The organism is Pectobacterium zantedeschiae, assembly GCF_004137795.1.
GTDB lineage: Bacteria > Pseudomonadota > Gammaproteobacteria > Enterobacterales > Enterobacteriaceae > Pectobacterium > Pectobacterium zantedeschiae.
On the sequence record NZ_NWTM01000003.1, the window covers coordinates 305866 to 322508 of the forward strand.

The 16643-nt window shown below is 50.6% G+C and carries 15 protein-coding genes; 9 read left to right on the forward strand and 6 right to left on the reverse strand.

The features are described from left to right. Positions 1-91 precede the first annotated feature (91 nt). Together mioC and asnC are read right to left on the reverse strand one after the other, a co-directional pair. A complete protein-coding gene (mioC, locus tag CLR69_RS18650; RefSeq protein WP_129712882.1) occupies positions 92-535 on the reverse strand; it encodes an FMN-binding protein MioC in 444 nt (147 codons plus the stop codon). An 89-nt stretch (positions 536-624) separates the two neighbouring features. Beyond that, the gene (gene asnC, locus CLR69_RS18655; RefSeq protein WP_010300103.1) at positions 625-1086 is read right to left on the reverse strand and encodes a transcriptional regulator AsnC; all 462 of its coding nucleotides are present in this window, start codon (positions 1084-1086) and stop codon (positions 625-627) included. A gap of 152 nt (positions 1087-1238) precedes the next feature. Here asnC and asnA point away from each other — a divergent pair, with 152 nt between their 5' ends. Then, complete coding sequence (gene asnA, locus CLR69_RS18660; protein WP_039289264.1) at positions 1239-2231, forward strand: aspartate--ammonia ligase; 993 nt, start codon at positions 1239-1241, stop codon at positions 2229-2231. Here the strand turns inward: asnA and viaA are convergent. Together viaA and ravA are read right to left on the reverse strand one after the other, a co-directional pair. Further along, positions 2228-3706: an ATPase RavA stimulator ViaA gene (gene viaA, locus CLR69_RS18665; RefSeq protein WP_129712881.1), complete on the reverse strand. Its 1479-nt coding sequence runs from the start codon at positions 3704-3706 to the stop codon at positions 2228-2230. The genes asnA and viaA overlap by 4 nt on opposite strands. A 5-nt stretch (positions 3707-3711) precedes the next feature. Continuing rightward, positions 3712-5211 carry an ATPase RavA gene (gene ravA / locus CLR69_RS18670; RefSeq protein WP_129712880.1) on the reverse strand — a complete coding sequence of 500 codons (1500 nt, stop codon included), beginning with the start codon at positions 5209-5211 and terminating at the stop codon, positions 3712-3714. 679 nt (positions 5212-5890) lie between these two features. Here ravA and kup point away from each other — a divergent pair. Then, entirely contained in the window at positions 5891-7759 is a 1869-nt protein-coding gene (gene kup / locus CLR69_RS18675; protein WP_129707644.1) for a low affinity potassium transporter Kup, read from the forward strand. 173 nt (positions 7760-7932) lie between these two features. Here the strand turns inward: kup and qseC are convergent, their stop codons facing one another. Together qseC and qseB are read right to left on the reverse strand one after the other, a co-directional pair. Then, positions 7933-9282, reverse strand: coding sequence for a quorum sensing histidine kinase QseC (gene qseC / locus CLR69_RS18680; protein ID WP_129712879.1), 1350 nt, complete (start codon positions 9280-9282; stop codon positions 7933-7935). Next, entirely contained in the window at positions 9279-9941 is a 663-nt protein-coding gene (qseB, locus tag CLR69_RS18685; protein ID WP_129712878.1) for a quorum sensing response regulator transcription factor QseB, read from the reverse strand. The genes qseC and qseB overlap by 4 nt, the downstream gene beginning before the upstream one ends. A gap of 244 nt (positions 9942-10185) precedes the next feature. Between qseB and CLR69_RS18690 the strand changes: the two genes are divergently transcribed. From CLR69_RS18690 to rbsR, 7 genes are all read left to right on the forward strand, one after another. Continuing rightward, complete coding sequence (locus CLR69_RS18690; protein ID WP_129707650.1) at positions 10186-10581, forward strand: YgiW/YdeI family stress tolerance OB fold protein; 396 nt, start codon at positions 10186-10188, stop codon at positions 10579-10581. 204 nt (positions 10582-10785) lie between these two features. Then, complete coding sequence (gene rbsD / locus CLR69_RS18695; RefSeq protein WP_113627215.1) at positions 10786-11205, forward strand: D-ribose pyranase; 420 nt, start codon at positions 10786-10788, stop codon at positions 11203-11205. A gap of 7 nt (positions 11206-11212) precedes the next feature. Beyond that, entirely contained in the window at positions 11213-12718 is a 1506-nt protein-coding gene (rbsA, locus tag CLR69_RS18700; RefSeq protein ID WP_129712877.1) for a ribose ABC transporter ATP-binding protein RbsA, read from the forward strand. Between the two features lie 7 nt (positions 12719-12725). Further along, positions 12726-13694 (forward strand): ribose ABC transporter permease, encoded by a 969-nt coding sequence (gene rbsC / locus CLR69_RS18705; protein ID WP_129707656.1) that lies wholly within the window; start codon positions 12726-12728, stop codon positions 13692-13694. Positions 13695-13719: 25 nt separating this feature from the next. Continuing rightward, on the forward strand, positions 13720-14607 hold the full coding sequence (rbsB, locus tag CLR69_RS18710; protein WP_129707658.1) for a ribose ABC transporter substrate-binding protein RbsB: 888 nt from the start codon (positions 13720-13722) through the stop codon (positions 14605-14607). A gap of 71 nt (positions 14608-14678) precedes the next feature. Beyond that, positions 14679-15605: a ribokinase gene (gene rbsK / locus CLR69_RS18715; protein ID WP_129707660.1), complete on the forward strand. Its 927-nt coding sequence runs from the start codon at positions 14679-14681 to the stop codon at positions 15603-15605. A gap of 3 nt (positions 15606-15608) precedes the next feature. Beyond that, entirely contained in the window at positions 15609-16604 is a 996-nt protein-coding gene (gene rbsR / locus CLR69_RS18720) for a ribose operon transcriptional repressor RbsR (protein ID WP_165345998.1), read from the forward strand. The last annotated feature ends 39 nt before the right edge of the window (positions 16605-16643 follow it).

Genomic DNA, 16643 nt, shown 5'->3' on the forward strand with positions numbered 1-16643 from the left:
AAAAACATACTCGGGTTGTTATTGGGATAACTACTGCTTTTACACCTGAAATAAGCATAGTTATCCACATTCAACTGCCGAATATTTCATCTTATTTGAGTAAATTAACCCACGATCCTAGCCATTCTTCTGCTGGATCTTCTGGAATTTGATGCTGCGTGATGTCGATCTCGAGGACTTCACCGATCCGTTTAGCCCCTAATTGTGCTAGTACACGATCCGCTGTTCGGATCGCGCCACAGAACGTGTCGTACTCTTTACTACCGATCCCCACTGCACCGAAACTCACCTGAGAAAGATTGGGCTTTTGCTGTTCCAACTGTTCAAACAGCGCTTTCAGGTTGTCAGGGAATTCTCCGGCACCGTGTGTAGACGTTACCAGTAGCCATATACCGCTTTCAGGCAATGCATCAAGCGTGGGGCCATGGAGGGTTTCAGTGGAAAAATCATCCTTTTCCAGCAGTTCAGCCAAATGCTCTGCTACATATTCGGCGCTGCCAAGAGTACTGCCACTGATTAAGGTAATGTCTGCCATAGCGATCCCATCTGATAAAAGACGGGACATTGTACGCTGTGATCTGGCTGGGATCTACCTGTGGATAATATGAGTATAGGAAAAAAGTACTACGGCGCGATCGTCCGCATAATCGGGTTTTGCAGGGAGATGAGCGTTTCGGTGGACTGAATTTCATCAATTGTTTGGATCTTGTTGATAAGTACGTGTTGCAGCGCTTCGATCGAGCGGCACATGACCTTAATAAAGATACTGTAATGCCCGGTGGTGTAGTAAGCCTCGACCACTTCTTCCAGGTTGTTTAACTTTTCCAGCGCCGAGGGATAATCTTTAGCACTTTTCAGAATGATGCCGATAAAGCAGCACACGTCATAGCCCAGCTGTTTCGGATTTACATCCAGACGCGTGCCGACAATGATGCCCGCCTGCTTCATTTTTTCTACCCGAACGTGGATCGTACCTGGACTGACGGAAAACTGCTTTGCCAGTTCGGCATAAGGGGTACGCGCATTTTCCATTAAGGCGGAAAGAATGCCGCGATCGAGATTATCGATCTGATAAATTTCTGCCACTTTGAGCCTCCTATTTTAGCGAATAATGATTTTATACCGCTATAAAATGACGGATTAAAAGCACAAGTGCAATTTATCCATAAGATTATTGAATGACTAGCGGTTTTTATTGCTTAATGAACAACTAAATACGATGAATAAGAGACGCGGCAATGAAAAAGCAATACATCGAAAAGCAGCAGCAAATCAGCTTCGTTAAATCTTTCTTCTCCAGCCAACTGGAGCAGCTTCTGGGATTGATTGAAGTCCAGGCGCCGATTCTCAGCCGTATCGGCGATGGCACGCAGGATAACTTGTCTGGTACAGAAAAAGCGGTGCAGGTTAAGGTTAAAGCCTTACCGGATGCCACATTTGAAGTGGTGCACTCACTGGCGAAATGGAAACGTAAAACACTGGGCGCGTATGATTTTAGCTTCGGTGAAGGGATTTATACCCACATGAAGGCGCTGCGCCCAGACGAAGATCGCCTGAGCCCAATCCACTCGGTTTATGTCGATCAGTGGGATTGGGAGCGCGTGATGGGGGATGGCGAGCGTAATGCCGAATATCTGAAATCGACGGTCACGCGTATTTATCAGGGTATTAAAGCGACTGAGGCTGCGGTACATCAGGCATTTGGCATTCAGCCTTTCCTGCCAGAGCAGATTCATTTTGTGCATACCGAAACGCTGCTGAAGCGCTATCCCGATCTGGACGCCAAAGGGCGTGAGCGAGCTATCGCTAAAGAACTGGGTGCGGTATTCCTGATTGGGATTGGCGGCAAGCTGTCCAGTGGACATTCTCACGATGTGCGTGCACCGGATTATGATGACTGGACGACGCCAGGCGAGCAGGAGTTGGCGGGTTTGAACGGCGATATCGTTGTATGGAACCCGGTTCTGAACGATGCATTTGAGATTTCATCCATGGGGATCCGCGTGGATGCGGAAGCCCTGACACGCCAGCTGGCGTTGACGCAGGATGAAGAACGTCTGAAGTTGGAATGGCATCAGGCGCTGCTGCGCGGTGAGATGCCACAAACGATTGGCGGGGGAATCGGTCAGTCTCGCCTTGTCATGCTGTTGCTGCAATTGCCGCACATTGGTCAGGTTCAGTGCGGCGTATGGCCACAGCCGCTACGTGAGTCGGTTTCCGGCCTGCTTTAATACGCTTTGCCGTGCTGCCAGCGGCGCATTAAGCGGCTTTTTAACCCGGTATCAAAGCGCCAGATATGGTCAAAGATGTGCATGATGCCGGGTTTGCCATGATCGGACATCGCTACAGCATGGAAACGATGCTGTAGCTGCTTCTGACGGCTTTTCACCTTATTTACCACCTCATCCGGCAATCGCTGGGCGATAAAATCCGAAATCACCACGGCGTCGGCATCATGCCAAAGTGCGTCATCCATCTTATCCAGCAGTGCTGACAGACAGGCACTCATATCCGTACCGCCGCGGAAGGACTGGATGAGAAAACGTATCGCCTGCTCTAAGCCATCCTCAGACGTCAGCTCATACTTCACCACGCCAGTAGAAAACAGCATGATGTAGCAGCGGCGGTTATCGGCGAGCGCGATGCGCATCAGCGCCAGACAAAAGGCTTTGGCGCAACGTTCATTAAACCCCCCCATAGAACCCGAGGTGTCAACGCAGACAATAAACGGGCCACGCGGCTGCTGTTCGTTTTGTTGATGAACAACAGGGCGTTCGGTGACTTTCTCACGCCAGCTCTCACCTTGTAAGCGATAGGTCAGCAACCGGTGCTCCAGCAGGCGACGATAAAATTCGTATTCCAGTTCACTGATGCCCAAGGTCACCAGCTCAGTCGGCATCAAACGCAGGATATCATCGCTCTGATGCACACCGCTTACCTGCTCAGGCACGGTGGCCGGCTCTCGTACTCTTACCCGGAAGGCTTCTTGTGGCGCTTCCTGTGTGAGAATAGATTTGGTCTCCCGGCTACGTCCTAACCGTTCCGCCAACTTCTGTAATGCAGGCTGACGTTGCAGGAAAGCGCCGAAATCCAGTAATGGGCGTGGATCGGTGTGAATACGCTGTGCGGCGCTAAGATCCCATAGCCGACCGGCTGCGTTTTCATTTTCGGCCAAAATCGGTTCGAGTTTACCGCTAAGGGTCAGGCGTTGTTGCAGTTCATCCAGCAGAATTTCCCGCTCCTGATCCATCAATTGCTGATGCAGTGAAACGGTTTGCAGTGTCAGGCTCAGCCTCCAGCGCTGAAGAAAGAGTGCGTGGAGTCCACTCGTTATCTTCTGCCCTAAGGTTCTCTCTGGAGAAGTAATAATCTGTGATGCCTGCGTCAAAAACGGTGATTCCACGTTGCTCAGCGTATCCATAATCGCAGGCAGGCGTGTTTGGAAGGCCTGGTTGTCGATCGATTGTGAACGTTGGTAGCAGCTAAATTCTTTTTCCAGCTCTGGTGGTACCTGTGTGGTACGCAGGCGCTGCTTTAAAGTTTCTTTCCAGTGAGGGAGGTCGTTGAGTAACGCAGATTTCAGGCTGGGATACTTTTCAAAGAAAAAAGCGAGCTGCGGTGTCGCCAGCAGCGTGACGACAAGATCGTCTAGCAGCTCGTTTTCATCGATAGACAGCAGCATTTCCAGTGATTCCAGCGTGATCATCGGCGTTAGTCCTGTTGCTCTGATTGCTGGATCTGCTCGGCGACCTGTTGCAGGCTGGCTTCTATTTTAGCTAACCACTCACTAGGGACGAACAGGCAAGGTTGATGCTGGCTGAATAAGCGACGCTGTTCGCGAAGCTGCATATTCAGCTTTTCATATTCATCGGTAATTTCGGCTGGAAGCGCACAGTCGCGTTTTTCCGGCAGAGAAAGAATAGAGGATTGCAGGCTGATATCGCGAATAGCCAGATGTTGTCTATCATCCACCAGCAGGTCGAGACGTTGGGTAAAGCCGATGCCGTTGAGCTTACCCCGTATTTCTCCACCTTTTTGCAGCCAATCTTGCAGCGCGTTTTTATCAATGATCAGGTGGTTGACTTCAATATCGTGCAGGATCAGCGGACGTTGTAGCACTAGATCCAATGTTTCAGTGGCGATCGTGTCAGGCAACGTATAGTGGAATTTTCGACCCAGAAAGTGCCCCTGCTTCTCTACTGAAAATGCCTGCAACTCACTTTGTTCACGCTGATATTGCTGACGTTTGGTATTCGCCTGCTGAAGACGGAACAGCAGGCTTTTTTGTTGATAGGCGTGTTCGGTAATTAATAGCTCAAGCTGTTGTTCTATGAGCGTCAACGTGCTTTGGTCATGCCAGAGGCAGTCTTTCAGCAGAATAATATCAATCGGCGTGATGGCATCTCGACCGCAGAAAAATGCGCTGGCCTGAAGCAGGCGCAGGGCTTTTTTCCAGCGTCGATCGGAAATGTAAGGCGCTTGTTCCAGCGTATCTAACTGTTGGCGCAGCGTGTAAATCAGTTCGAAGCCCGCTTCTGGTAGCGCGACGTGCTCAATGTCTTTCTGCCACTGTTGGTACTCTTCATCGCTGACACTGAGAGCGGGCGGAACGGGGTTATCGCGATCGCTACTGTTATTCACGAGCAGTGCTCGGAAATTCTGTTTTTCCTGCACCCGATCGAGCCATAGACGGATGAGCATCCGGTCGTAGAGCGCTTCCAGACCGCCATCAGCCTCTGGAAGTTCATTTGAGGCTGCGACCAGCAGGCGCATGGGGATGGTATCTTCGCTGTTGCCATTACGGAAACGTCGTTCGTTAATGGCTGTCAGCAGGGTGTTCAAAATAGCGGGACCCGCCTTCCAGATCTCATCCAGAAACACGATTTCGGCTTCTGGCAGATAACCGGCGGTCAGACGCTGGTAGCGGCCTTCATCTTTTAGTGCCTGAATGGAAAGGGGGCCAAACACTTCTTCCGGGGTGGAAAAGCGGGTCATCAGGTACTCAAATGCGTTCGCATGACGAAAAGCGAACTTTAGACGCCGGGCGATCATACTTTTGGCTATGCCCGGTGGGCCTAGCAGAAAAACACTTTCTCCACTTAGCGCTGCCAGCAGACAGAGGCGAATAGCGTGCTGTCTTTCGTAGAGCCCGTGTTCTAGCGCATGGCTGAGGCGAGAAATTCTTTCAGCCAATGCCGCAGTTTGACGCATAATTAACCCGTTAGTCCCATGATGTGATGTACTGAAATCGTTTATTTTGAACCTGACTGCTTTACTGAAAGCGATGCTTCAGAAAAACCCTACTTTCAGAAAGACAATAGTAATAATAAACGGCAGATCACAGATTTTTATTAGAATACTTTTACGGATTATTACACCCTAACGGGGTAAGTAAGCAATAAACCACCTTTTACAGGATGTTTCGTATACACCCGTCATACTTCAAGCGGCAGGTGTGTTGGCTGCGCTACTCGGCCCACTCGCGTGGACCTCACCCCGTTGGGGTCGCTGCAAGCAGCGTTCAAATCTGCCTCTGGCTGATTTGTCAGTCACCCGAATAACTTACTTGAGTAAGCTCATCGGGATGAAATGAGAGACATCCTGTCTCTCACCGAAGGCAAGCCGTTGGCTGGACAAATTCGTTCCCGACGAATTTGTCCCTCGCTTGCCGCGTTACGATGCTCATGGCTGAGCATCGCCCTAAAGGGCCAACGCTTTGCGTTGTTCAAAACGTTAACGTTTTGTCCTGCAACCCGAATTATTTAGGGGTAGAAGGTGGAGCGCACAATAAAAATGGGTTTTTAGCCTGATTTGTGCATACTGTGCGCTTTTGGACGAGTTGCTGTGAATGACGCGCTTCGCGGACTGATTAATAACAGAAGATAGGTTTATGAGCTCAGAACATAAACGTTCGCTTCCGGCTGTCACGCTGGCAGCCATCGGGGTGGTCTATGGAGATATAGGAACCAGCCCTCTTTATACGTTAAGGGAATGTTTATCAGGGCAGTTTGGTTTTGGGGTCGAGCCTGATTCGGTCTTTGGCTTTCTTTCACTGATTTTTTGGCTATTGGTCCTCGTTGTTTCGCTGAAATACCTGACCTATGTGATGCGTGCCGACAACGCCGGTGAAGGTGGCATTCTCACATTAATGTCATTGGCAGGGCGTAATACCTCCGATCGCATGACGTCTGTACTGGTTATCATGGGATTGATCGGCGGCAGTTTCTTCTATGGTGAGGTGGTCATCACGCCAGCTATCTCGGTGATGTCGGCGATGGAAGGGCTGGAAATCGCCGCGCCGTCGATGGATAGCTATATCGTACCGTTATCGATTGTCGTCCTGACGTTGCTGTTTATCATTCAAAAACACGGTACTGGCAGCGTCGGCAAACTATTTGCGCCTGTGATGCTGATTTGGTTTTTGACGCTCGGCGTGCTGGGTGCGCGCAGTATTATCGCTAACCCCGAAGTCTTGCAGGCGTTAAATCCGATGTACGCTGTTCGCTTCTTTATCGAATACAAAGCGGTGTCATTCTTTGCTCTGGGGGCTGTGGTGCTGGCCATTACCGGGGTCGAGGCACTGTATGCTGATATGGGCCACTTTGGTAAATTCCCAATTCGTCTGGCCTGGTTTACGGTGGTGTTGCCGTCTCTGGTATTAAATTACTTCGGACAGGGCGCGCTGCTGTTAAAGAACCCGGAAGCGATCAAGAACCCGTTCTTCCTGCTGGCGCCAGATTGGGCGCTGATCCCACTGATGGTGCTGGCCACGCTGGCGACGATTATTGCCTCGCAGGCCGTGATTTCAGGCGTTTTCTCGCTGACGCGTCAGGCAGTGCGGCTAGGTTATTTGCCGCCGATGCGTATCGTACACACGTCAGATATGGAATCTGGTCAGATTTATATTCCCGCCATTAACTGGATGCTTTATATCGCGGTTGTTATCGTGATTGTCAGCTTTGAACATTCGAGCAATCTGGCTGCGGCTTACGGTATTGCGGTAACGGGCACGATGGTGATTACCAGTATTCTGTTCTGTACGGTAGCGGTGAAGAACTGGCTCTGGAATCGCTATCTGGCGTGGGTTTTGCTGGCGGGCTTGCTGGTTATCGACGTGCCGATGTTTTTGGCAAACGTGGTCAAGATCTTGTCCGGTGGTTGGCTGCCGCTGGCGCTAGGCATGGTGATGTTTATTATCATGACTACATGGAAAAGCGAACGTTTCAGGCTGCTGCGTCGGTTGCATGAGCATGGTAATTCGCTGGATGCCATGATTGCATCGCTGGAGAAATCGCCGCCGACGCGGGTTCCAGGCACGGCGGTGTATTTCTCGCGTGCCACACGCGTGATCCCGTTCGCGCTGCTGCATAATCTCAAACATAACAAGATTCTGCACGAACGCGTGGTGCTGTTGACCATGCGAACGGAAGATGCACCCTATGTGTTGAATGCGCGCCGCGTGACGGTTGAACAGCTTTCGCCGACGTTCTGGCGCGTGATCGCCAACTATGGCTGGCGTGAGACGCCGGATGTGGAAGAGGTCTTTCAGCGCTGTTGGCAGGATGGGTTAACCTGCCAAATGATGGAAACGTCTTTCTTTATGTCCAATGAGTCGCTGATTATCGGCGAACGACCGTGGTATCTGCGCTTGCGCGGTAAGCTATTCATGATGCTCAGCCGCAATGCGCTGAGAGCGGCGGATCAGTTTGAAATACCGCCGAACAGACTGATTGAGCTGGGGATACAGGTCGAGATTTAAGCGAATCCAATATATGAAGTTATGTTGGGATGAGATCGAGATATACGGTCGACCACGGGGCGAGGTGTCCCTGCGGGAACCTCATCCCCGTGTTTCCCTAATAACAAGCAGCGAGTCGCTGTCTGTTGGGAAAGCCGTATCGTTTAGTGATTTAACGATAGAGAGAATAATCGTTACCAGCTAACCGATACAATCAGCCCCCCTTCGGGCTGGTTGGTGAACGTAACCCGCATGTGATGCAGCATGGCGATGTTGTTCACGATGGAAATCCCGAGCCCGCTGCCAGATTTTTCCTGCCCCGGTGGGCGATAAAAACGCTCACCGATCCTGGCCAGAGCTTCATCACTGATGCCCGGTCCGTTATCGGCAACCTGGAAGCCCTTTTCTGTCAGCGTTAGGTTTACCGTTCCCCCTTCATGGCTGTAACGAATGGCATTATCTAGTAGATTGCGTATCAGCAGGGCTAGCAGCAGCGGATGGCCCTGCCGGATAACCGGGGTATCCGGTAAGTCCAGTGTCAATTCGATACCTGCGGTTTGTGCCGTGTGGTAATGCGCGATCACTGCTTGTTGTAGTAATTCATTGAACTGAACAGGCTGCATCCCCTCGGGATGCGATTCGGCATCCAGCCGCGACAGCGTCAGGAGCTGATCCACCAGTCGGGTAGCGCGATCGATACCTTTATCCAGATTCATTAATGCGTGGCGACGCATCGCCTCATCATCATGCGCCAACTGCGCAACTTCGGTTTGAACTTTCAATGCCGCCAGCGGGCTACGCAGTTCGTGAGCGGCATCGGAGGTAAAACGGCGCTCGCGAGTCAACATATCGCTGATGCGGGAAAACAGGAGATTCAGTGCATTAACCAACGGGCGGACTTCCTGTGGGATGCGCTGCGTCGCCAGCTGTGTGCTTTCGTCGGGGGAGCGTAACTGAAGCTCAGCGGCAATACGTTTTAGCGGCGAGAGTTCACGTGTCACCAGCCAGAACAGCAGTGCTAGCATGATAGGCAGCGCAAATAGCCAGGGCATCAGGTTGGTTTTTACAATATCCAGCGTCATATCCTGACGGTATTCCCACTCCTGACCAACGGCAATCACATAACGATTATCTTCCGTCGTCAGCCAGACTATGCGCCATGCATCGTTATCATCACGCAATTTGCCGTCGGTGAAGCCGTTGCGCTTATAGTCAAAAATGAAATCTTTGCCGTTATCACCATCGTTCAACACCATTTTCCCGTCGCGGGTAAAAATAGCGAAGGCCAGTGCATCATCATCCTGTTTACCTCGGCTTTTGTGTACCAGACTTTTGGTTTTGGGTAGAGAGGTTGACTGGGTTCGCAATTCATCGGGATTCATGGTGGCCAGGCGTTTGGCAAACAGCATTTGCTGGGTATCAAATAACGCATTGATGTTATCGCGTGTTTGGTACCACGAAAGCAGACTGGCTACGCCCCAGCACATCAGGGTCAGCAGTGTAAAACCCGCAATCAGTCGTAAACGCAAACTGAGCTGGTTCATGGCGCGTCTCCCAAAACATAGCCAACGCCATGCACGGTACGGATAAACCCGCTGCCCAGCTTTTTGCGCAGGTGATGGATATGGACTTCTACCGCATTGCTGGAGACATCATCATCCCAACCGTAGAGCTTTTCTTCCAACTGCGCACGCGTGAGCACGCGACTCGGGTTGAGCAAGAACAGTTCCAATAACGCCAGTTCGCGGGATTTTAGTATTAATGACTCACCGTTAAGCGTAACGCTCCGTGAGCCAGGCTCAAGGGAAACTGCGCCGTGTGTTAATGCAGGTTGGAGTTGGCCATGACGGCGGCGAATCAACGCCTGTAGGCGAGCTGCAACTTCTGTCAGCGCAAAGGGCTTACATAAATAATCATCGGCACCCTGCTGCAACCCGTCCACTCGCTGTTCCAGCGCATCACGTGCGGTCAGAATCAGTACCGGTTCATCATGTCCAGCCTGACGCCACTGGCGCAGGATATCCATTCCATCCATACCCGGCAGGCTGAGATCGAGTACCACTGCATCATAAGGGGCTGCCTTCAATGCAGCGACACCTGCTTTACCTTCTGTAAACCAGTCAATATTAAAGCCCAGTTTGATCAATCCAGCTTTTAGGCCATCACCAATCAGGCGATCGTCTTCAATTAACAATACTCTCATGGCTGCCTCGCAAAGGATGTGCCGCTGTCGCGTTTGCGCCTTTTCCGGTTTTATACGAAATCGCAGGGGGATGTGTACAGGACAAATCGCTGAAATCAGGCGATTTCGGCAATATAAAAAAATAAAAATGTAAAAGCTGAGTCCTTAAGATTCTGTTAAGAACAGTTTGTTTTAATCCTTCCCGAAGACCGATTACTCCCGCAGATTGACTGCGAAACGACAGGCAAAATAAGGAAGGCATACTATGAAAAAAGCAGCTGCGTTACTCGCCATTACCGCTCTGGTTTCTGCACCCGTATTTGCCGCACAAAGCGGCGGTGGTTTCGTCAACCCAGAAACGCCTGCGGTTGGCACCCATAAAGGGGGATTCATCGATCCACAGAATTCCCTCACTACGGTAGATAAGGCTAAAGATCTGCGTGACGATAGTTGGGTTACGCTGAGCGGTAATATTGAAAAACGGATCGGTGATGAGAACTATCTGTTCCGCGATTCGACCGGCACGATAGAAGTCGAAATCGATCACAAGCGTTGGAATGGTCAGATGATTTCGCCCACGGATAAAGTGGAAATCCAGGGTGAGCTGGATAAAGATTTCAATTCCGTCGAGCTGGATGTGAAGCAGATCCGCAAACTTTAATACGTTATTCTCAATTCTCTAGTGGCGGGCTGTCGTCCGCCATTTCTCTATTTATCAACCTTCTATAACGTCCTCTCGTTACCTTTATTTTTTTGTTAGCGAAACGTTTCGATGGTGATCACATTTTTTTTATTTCTTCGTTGCCTTTCTCTCTTCTTTTTCTAGAATATTATCAGCGAAACGTTTCGCTGGTGGGGTGAGAAGATGAAAAAAGCAGCATTATTGAATTCAGATATTTCTTCCGTGATTGCTCGGTTGGGGCACACCGATAGCCTTGTTATTGGTGATGCGGGTTTACCGATTCCTGAAACGACGACCCGTATCGATCTGGCGTTGACGCACAATGTGCCGACGTTCTTGCAGGTGGTTAATGTTGTCACCAGCGAAATGCAGGTTGAGGCCGCTATTCTGGCGGAAGAGATTATTGAAAAGAACCCCGCAGTCCATGACGCATTACTCGATCAATTGAAGCAACTTGAACAGCATCAGGGAAACTCAATTGCATTGCACTATGTCAGCCATGAAGAATTTAAAACCCAAAGCGGCAAAAGCCGGGCCATCATTCGCAGCGGAGAGTGCTCTCCGTATGCCAATGTCATCCTTTGTGCTGGCGTAACGTTCTGAGGCATCAATGCAACCTTTACTGCAACTGCAAGGCATCACGAAATCTTTTCCCGGCGTTAAAGCGCTTTCCGGTGCGGCACTGAATGTCTATCCAGGAAAAGTGATGGCGCTGGTGGGTGAGAACGGTGCGGGTAAATCCACCATGATGAAAGTCCTGACCGGGATCTATCGTAAAGATGCCGGCAGTATCCATTTTCTGGGACAAGAGGTGGATTTCAATGGACCGAAAGCGTCTCAGGAAGCAGGTATCGGTATTATTCATCAGGAACTTAACCTGATTCCCCAACTCACCATTGCCGAGAATATCTTCCTCGGCCGTGAATTTACCAACCGCTTCGGTCGTATCGACTGGAATAAGATGTATACGGAAGCCGATAAGCTGCTGAAGCGCCTTAATCTGCGCTATGACAGTCGCCGTATGGTAGGGGATTTATCGATTGGCGATCAGCAAATGGTGGAAATTGCCAAGGTGCTGAGCTTTGAATCGAAAGTCATCATCATGGACGAACCTACCGATGCTCTGACGGATACCGAAACCGCTTCGTTATTCAGCGTGATCAAAGAGCTGCAATCTCAGGGATGCGGCATTGTCTATATTTCCCACCGTCTGAAAGAGATTTTTGAAATCTGCGATGACATTACTGTTTTCCGTGATGGTCAGTTTATCGGCGAGCGTCCGGTGAGTGACTTAGCGGAAGATACGCTGATTGAAATGATGGTGGGCCGCAAGCTGGAAGACCAGTATCCGCGCTCGAATAAAGAGCCGGGAGAAGTGCGTCTTAACGTGCAAAACCTGTCTGGGCCGGGTGTTGATAGCGTGAGTTTTACCGTACGCAAAGGTGAAATTCTGGGTGTTGCAGGGCTGATGGGCGCGGGCCGTACAGAACTGATGAAGATTCTCTACGGCGCGCTTCCACGAACGGGTGGCAATGTAACGCTTGATGGCCGCGACGTGGTGACCCGTAAACCTCAGGATGGCTTGGCGAACGGCATTGTTTATATTTCTGAAGACCGCAAGCGTGATGGTCTGGTTCTGGGAATGTCGGTAAAAGAAAACATGTCCTTAACCGCACTGCACTATTTCAGCCATGTGGGTGGTCGTCTCAAGCATGCAGAAGAGCAACTGACGGTCGCCGATTTTATTCGCCTGTTCAACGTTAAAACGCCTTCGATGGAACAGCCGATCGGCCTGCTTTCCGGCGGCAATCAGCAAAAAGTGGCGATTGCCCGTGGCCTGATGACGCGCCCCAATGTCTTGATCCTCGATGAACCGACGCGTGGCGTTGACGTTGGGGCTAAGAAAGAAATTTATCAGTTAATCAATCAATTCAAAGAAGAAGGGCTGAGCATCATATTGGTGTCATCCGAAATGCCCGAAGTATTGGGAATGAGCGATCGCATCATCGTGATGCATGAAGGGCGCTTGAGCGGTGATTTCCCGATTGAGCAAGCAACCCAGGAAGCACTGATGGCTGCGGCCGTTGGTAAGCAATACGGCGCAAAGCAGGAGTAAGTCAGACATGAGTTCTCAATCTATCGCGGCAAAACGCTGGTTCAGCAAAGAATGGTTACTGGAGCAGAAATCGCTGATCGCGCTCCTGATCCTGATTGCGGTTGTTTCCGCCATGAGCCCTAACTTTTTCACCCTGAATAACCTGTTCAACATTCTCCAGCAGACGTCGGTGAATGCCATTATGGCCGTCGGCATGACACTGGTGATACTGACATCGGGAATTGATTTGTCGGTGGGTTCACTGCTGGCGCTGACGGGGGCCGTAGCGGCGTCCATCGTTGGGCTTGAAGTGAATGCGCTGGTGGCTGTGTTTGGCGCACTGGCGCTGGGTGCGTTGATTGGCGCAGGCACGGGTGTCATCGTTTCTAAAGGTAAAGTGCAGGCGTTTATCGCCACGCTGGTCATGATGCTGTTGCTGCGTGGTGTGACGATGGTCTACACCAACGGCAGCCCAGTGAATACTGGCTTTTCCGACGTCGCAGATGCTTTTGGCTGGTTCGGCATTGGTCGTCCGCTGGGTATTCCGACACCAATCTGGATTATGGCTATCGTGTTCACCGCGGCTTGGTACATGCTGCACCATACGCGTCTGGGGCGTTATATCTATGCGCTGGGTGGCAACGAGTCGGCAACCCGCTTATCCGGTATCAGCGTTGATAAAATCAAGATTATTGTTTATTCCCTGTGCGGGCTGCTGTCTGCCCTGGCGGGAATTATTGAAGTCGCACGTTTGTCCTCTGCACAGCCTACGGCGGGTACAGGGTATGAACTGGATGCTATCGCGGCTGTGGTATTGGGCGGCACCAGTCTGGCCGGGGGCAAAGGGCGTATCGTTGGTACATTGATCGGCGCACTTATCCTTGGTTTCCTCAACAACGGACTGAATTTATTAGGTGTTTCTTCTTACTACCAAATGATCGTCAAAGCAGTCGTCATTTTGCTGGCGGTTCTGGTAGATAACAAAAGCAGTAAATAACCTTCATTCACACAGGAATTGAGTTATGAATATGAAAAAGCTGGCTACTCTGGTTTCCGCTGTTGCGCTGAGCGCGACTGTCAGTGCTAATGCCTTGGCCAAAGATACGGTTGCTCTGGTGGTTTCTACGCTGAATAACCCGTTCTTTGTTTCCATGAAAGAGGGTGCGCAGAAAGAAGCTGACAAACTGGGCTATGAGCTGATTGTGCTGGATTCCCAGAATAACCCTGCGAAAGAACTGGCTAACGTTCAGGATTTGACAGTTCGCGGTACCAAAGTCTTGCTGATCAACCCGACGGACTCCGATGCGGTAGGCAATGCAATTAAAATGGCTAATCAGGCTAAAATTCCAGTCATTACGCTCGATCGCGTCGCCAGCAGCGGTGAGGTGGTGAGCCACGTTGCTTCTGATAACGCCTTCGGCGGTAAAGTAGCCGGTGACTTCATTGCCAAAAAATTGGGTGAAGGCGCCAAAGTCATTCAGTTGGAAGGGATTGCCGGAACCTCTGCCGCGCGTGAGCGTGGGGCTGGTTTCATGAAATCTGCTGAGAAAAATAAATTTGCTATGCTGGCTAGCCAGCCTGCTGACTTCGATCGTACTAAAGGGTTGAACGTGATGCAGAACCTGCTGACCGCACATCCTGACGTTCAGGCGGTATTTGCTCAGAACGATGAAATGGCGTTAGGCGCACTGCGTGCACTGCAAACTGCGGGTAAAACGGATGTGCTAGTTGTGGGTTTTGATGGCACTCAGGATGGTGTGAAGGCCGTTGAGTCAGGCAAGCTGGCAGCAACGGTAGCTCAGCGTCCAGACCAGATCGGCGTAATCGGTATCGAAACGGCCGATAAAGTGCTTAAAGGTGAAAAAACGCAGGCCATTATTCCGGTTGACCTGAAGCTGGTAGCAAAATAAGTAAAGAATAAAGCTGGGCTCGCGCCACCTGTTTGTGGTGGCGCATTATTAACGTAGCGGGATTCGACATAATGAAAACGGGTAAGCTGGTGGTTCTGGGCAGTATTAATGCTGACCATATTCTCAATCTTGAGCAATTTCCCCGCCCGGGCGAAACGGTGATCGGTGAACAATATAGTGTCGCTTTCGGTGGGAAAGGCGCTAATCAGGCTGTTGCTGCTGGCCGAAGTGGTGCGGATATCGCCTTTATTGCCTGCGTCGGAGAAGATGATATCGGTTCCCGTATTTGTCAGCAGCTATCCAAGGACAATATTGATGTTTCCGCCGTTGAAGCAATTTCTGGGGAAACGACTGGCGTTGCGCTGATTTTTGTTAACGCTGACGCTGAGAACATGATTGCCATTAATGCAGGCGCGAATGCGGCGGTGACGCCTGATTATCTTCATCGTCATCAGCAACACATTATTGATGCTTCTGCGTTGCTTATGCAGCTTGAGTCGCCGTTGGAAACGGTTATCGCCGCAGCTAAACTGGCGCATGAACACCAAACGAAAGTGATTCTTAATCCCGCCCCAGCTCGTGAACTACCTGATGAACTATTGTCGCTCGTCGATATGATCACGCCGAACGAAACCGAAGCGCAGTTCCTGACGGGGATTACCGTTGAGACGGAAGAAGATGCTGCTCGCGCAGCACAGATTCTTCATGACAAAGGTATCGAAACGGTCCTGATTACATTGGGTAGCCGAGGTGTATGGTTGAGTGAAAATGGTCAAGGGCAACGTATTCCGGGTTATCGCGTAAAAGCAGTGGATACGATCGCAGCCGGAGATACTTTTAATGGCGCGTTGGTTACCGCTTTGTTGGAAAACCGGCCAATGTCTTCAGCGGTGAAATTCGCTCATGCTGCGGCAGCGATTGCTGTAACTCGCCGAGGCGCTCAACCTTCTGTCCCATGGCGTGAAGAGATCGACGCATTTTTGCAAGCTCAGGAGTGATCTTTGGCCACCATGAAAGATGTCGCCCGTTTGGCGGGTGTTTCTACTTCTACCGTATCTCACGTCATTAATAACAATCGCTTTGTCAGCGATACCATTCGCGAAAAGGTAATGAAGGCCGTTGAGGATCTCAACTATGCGCCGTCTGCGCTGGCTAGAAGTCTGAAAATCAATCAGACCCGCACCATCGGCATGTTGCTCACAGCCAGTAATAACCCGTTTTATGCCGAAGTGGTACGTGGCGTTGAGCGTTGTTGCTATGAGCGGGGCTATAGCCTGATTCTGTGCAACACCGAAGGCGATCGCGACAGAATGAGCCATAGTCTCGAAACGCTGCTGCAAAAGCGAGTCGATGGCGTCTTGCTGATGTGTACAGAAAGCCATCGCCCCTTGCCTGAAATGATGAGCCGCTATCCTTCTATTCCTATGGTCATGATGGACTGGGCACCCTTTGAAGGCGCTATCGATGTTATTAAAGATAACTCTTTGCTCGGCGGAGAGCTCGCAACCAATTACCTCATCTCTCGCGGCTATAAAAAGATAGCCTGCATTGCAGGTCCTAAAGATAAGACGACCGCCTACAACCGACTGGAAGGTTATCGGCAGGCGATGCAGCTCGCTGGATTATCCGTTCCCGCTGATTATGAAATTTTCGGTGATTTTGAATTTGAAGCGGGCTATCGCGCTATGCAGCAGCTATTAGCGCTGGAAGATAAACCCGAAGCCGTGTTCACCAGTAACGATGCAATGGCTGTCGGCGTTTATCACGCACTTTATCAGGCCGGGCTTTCAATTCCTCAAGATATGGCTGTTATTGGTTACGATGACATTGAACTGGCTCGCTATATGTCTCCGCCTCTCACTACGGTTCATCAACCGAAGGATGAGCTCGGCGAATTAGCGATTGATACGCTGCTATATCGTCTGGAACACCCTAACACCGAACCTAATGTGTTGGTGCTGACGCCGGAATTAATGGTGCGCGAGTCCGTCAGGTAAGGTTTCTCGCTAAGAAAACGCTGAAAAATCCGACATAAT

Bases quoted from the DNA above. Each gene is read 5' to 3' on its own strand.
- mioC (WP_129712882.1), bottom strand. From the start codon at position 535: ATGGCAGACATTACCTTAATCAGTGGCAGTACTCTTGGCAGCGCCGAA.
- asnA (WP_039289264.1), top strand. From the start codon at position 1,239: ATGAAAAAGCAATACATCGAAAAGCAGCAGCAAATCAGCTTCGTTAAA.
- viaA (WP_129712881.1), bottom strand. From the start codon at position 3,706: ATGATCACGCTGGAATCACTGGAAATGCTGCTGTCTATCGATGAAAAC.
- ravA (WP_129712880.1), bottom strand. From the start codon at position 5,211: ATGCGTCAAACTGCGGCATTGGCTGAAAGAATTTCTCGCCTCAGCCAT.
- kup (WP_129707644.1), top strand. From the start codon at position 5,891: ATGAGCTCAGAACATAAACGTTCGCTTCCGGCTGTCACGCTGGCAGCC.
- qseC (WP_129712879.1), bottom strand. From the start codon at position 9,282: ATGAACCAGCTCAGTTTGCGTTTACGACTGATTGCGGGTTTTACACTG.
- qseB (WP_129712878.1), bottom strand. From the start codon at position 9,941: ATGAGAGTATTGTTAATTGAAGACGATCGCCTGATTGGTGATGGCCTA.
- CLR69_RS18690 (WP_129707650.1), top strand. From the start codon at position 10,186: ATGAAAAAAGCAGCTGCGTTACTCGCCATTACCGCTCTGGTTTCTGCA.
- rbsD (WP_113627215.1), top strand. From the start codon at position 10,786: ATGAAAAAAGCAGCATTATTGAATTCAGATATTTCTTCCGTGATTGCT.
- rbsA (WP_129712877.1), top strand. From the start codon at position 11,213: ATGCAACCTTTACTGCAACTGCAAGGCATCACGAAATCTTTTCCCGGC.
- rbsC (WP_129707656.1), top strand. From the start codon at position 12,726: ATGAGTTCTCAATCTATCGCGGCAAAACGCTGGTTCAGCAAAGAATGG.
- rbsB (WP_129707658.1), top strand. From the start codon at position 13,720: ATGAATATGAAAAAGCTGGCTACTCTGGTTTCCGCTGTTGCGCTGAGC.
- rbsK (WP_129707660.1), top strand. From the start codon at position 14,679: ATGAAAACGGGTAAGCTGGTGGTTCTGGGCAGTATTAATGCTGACCAT.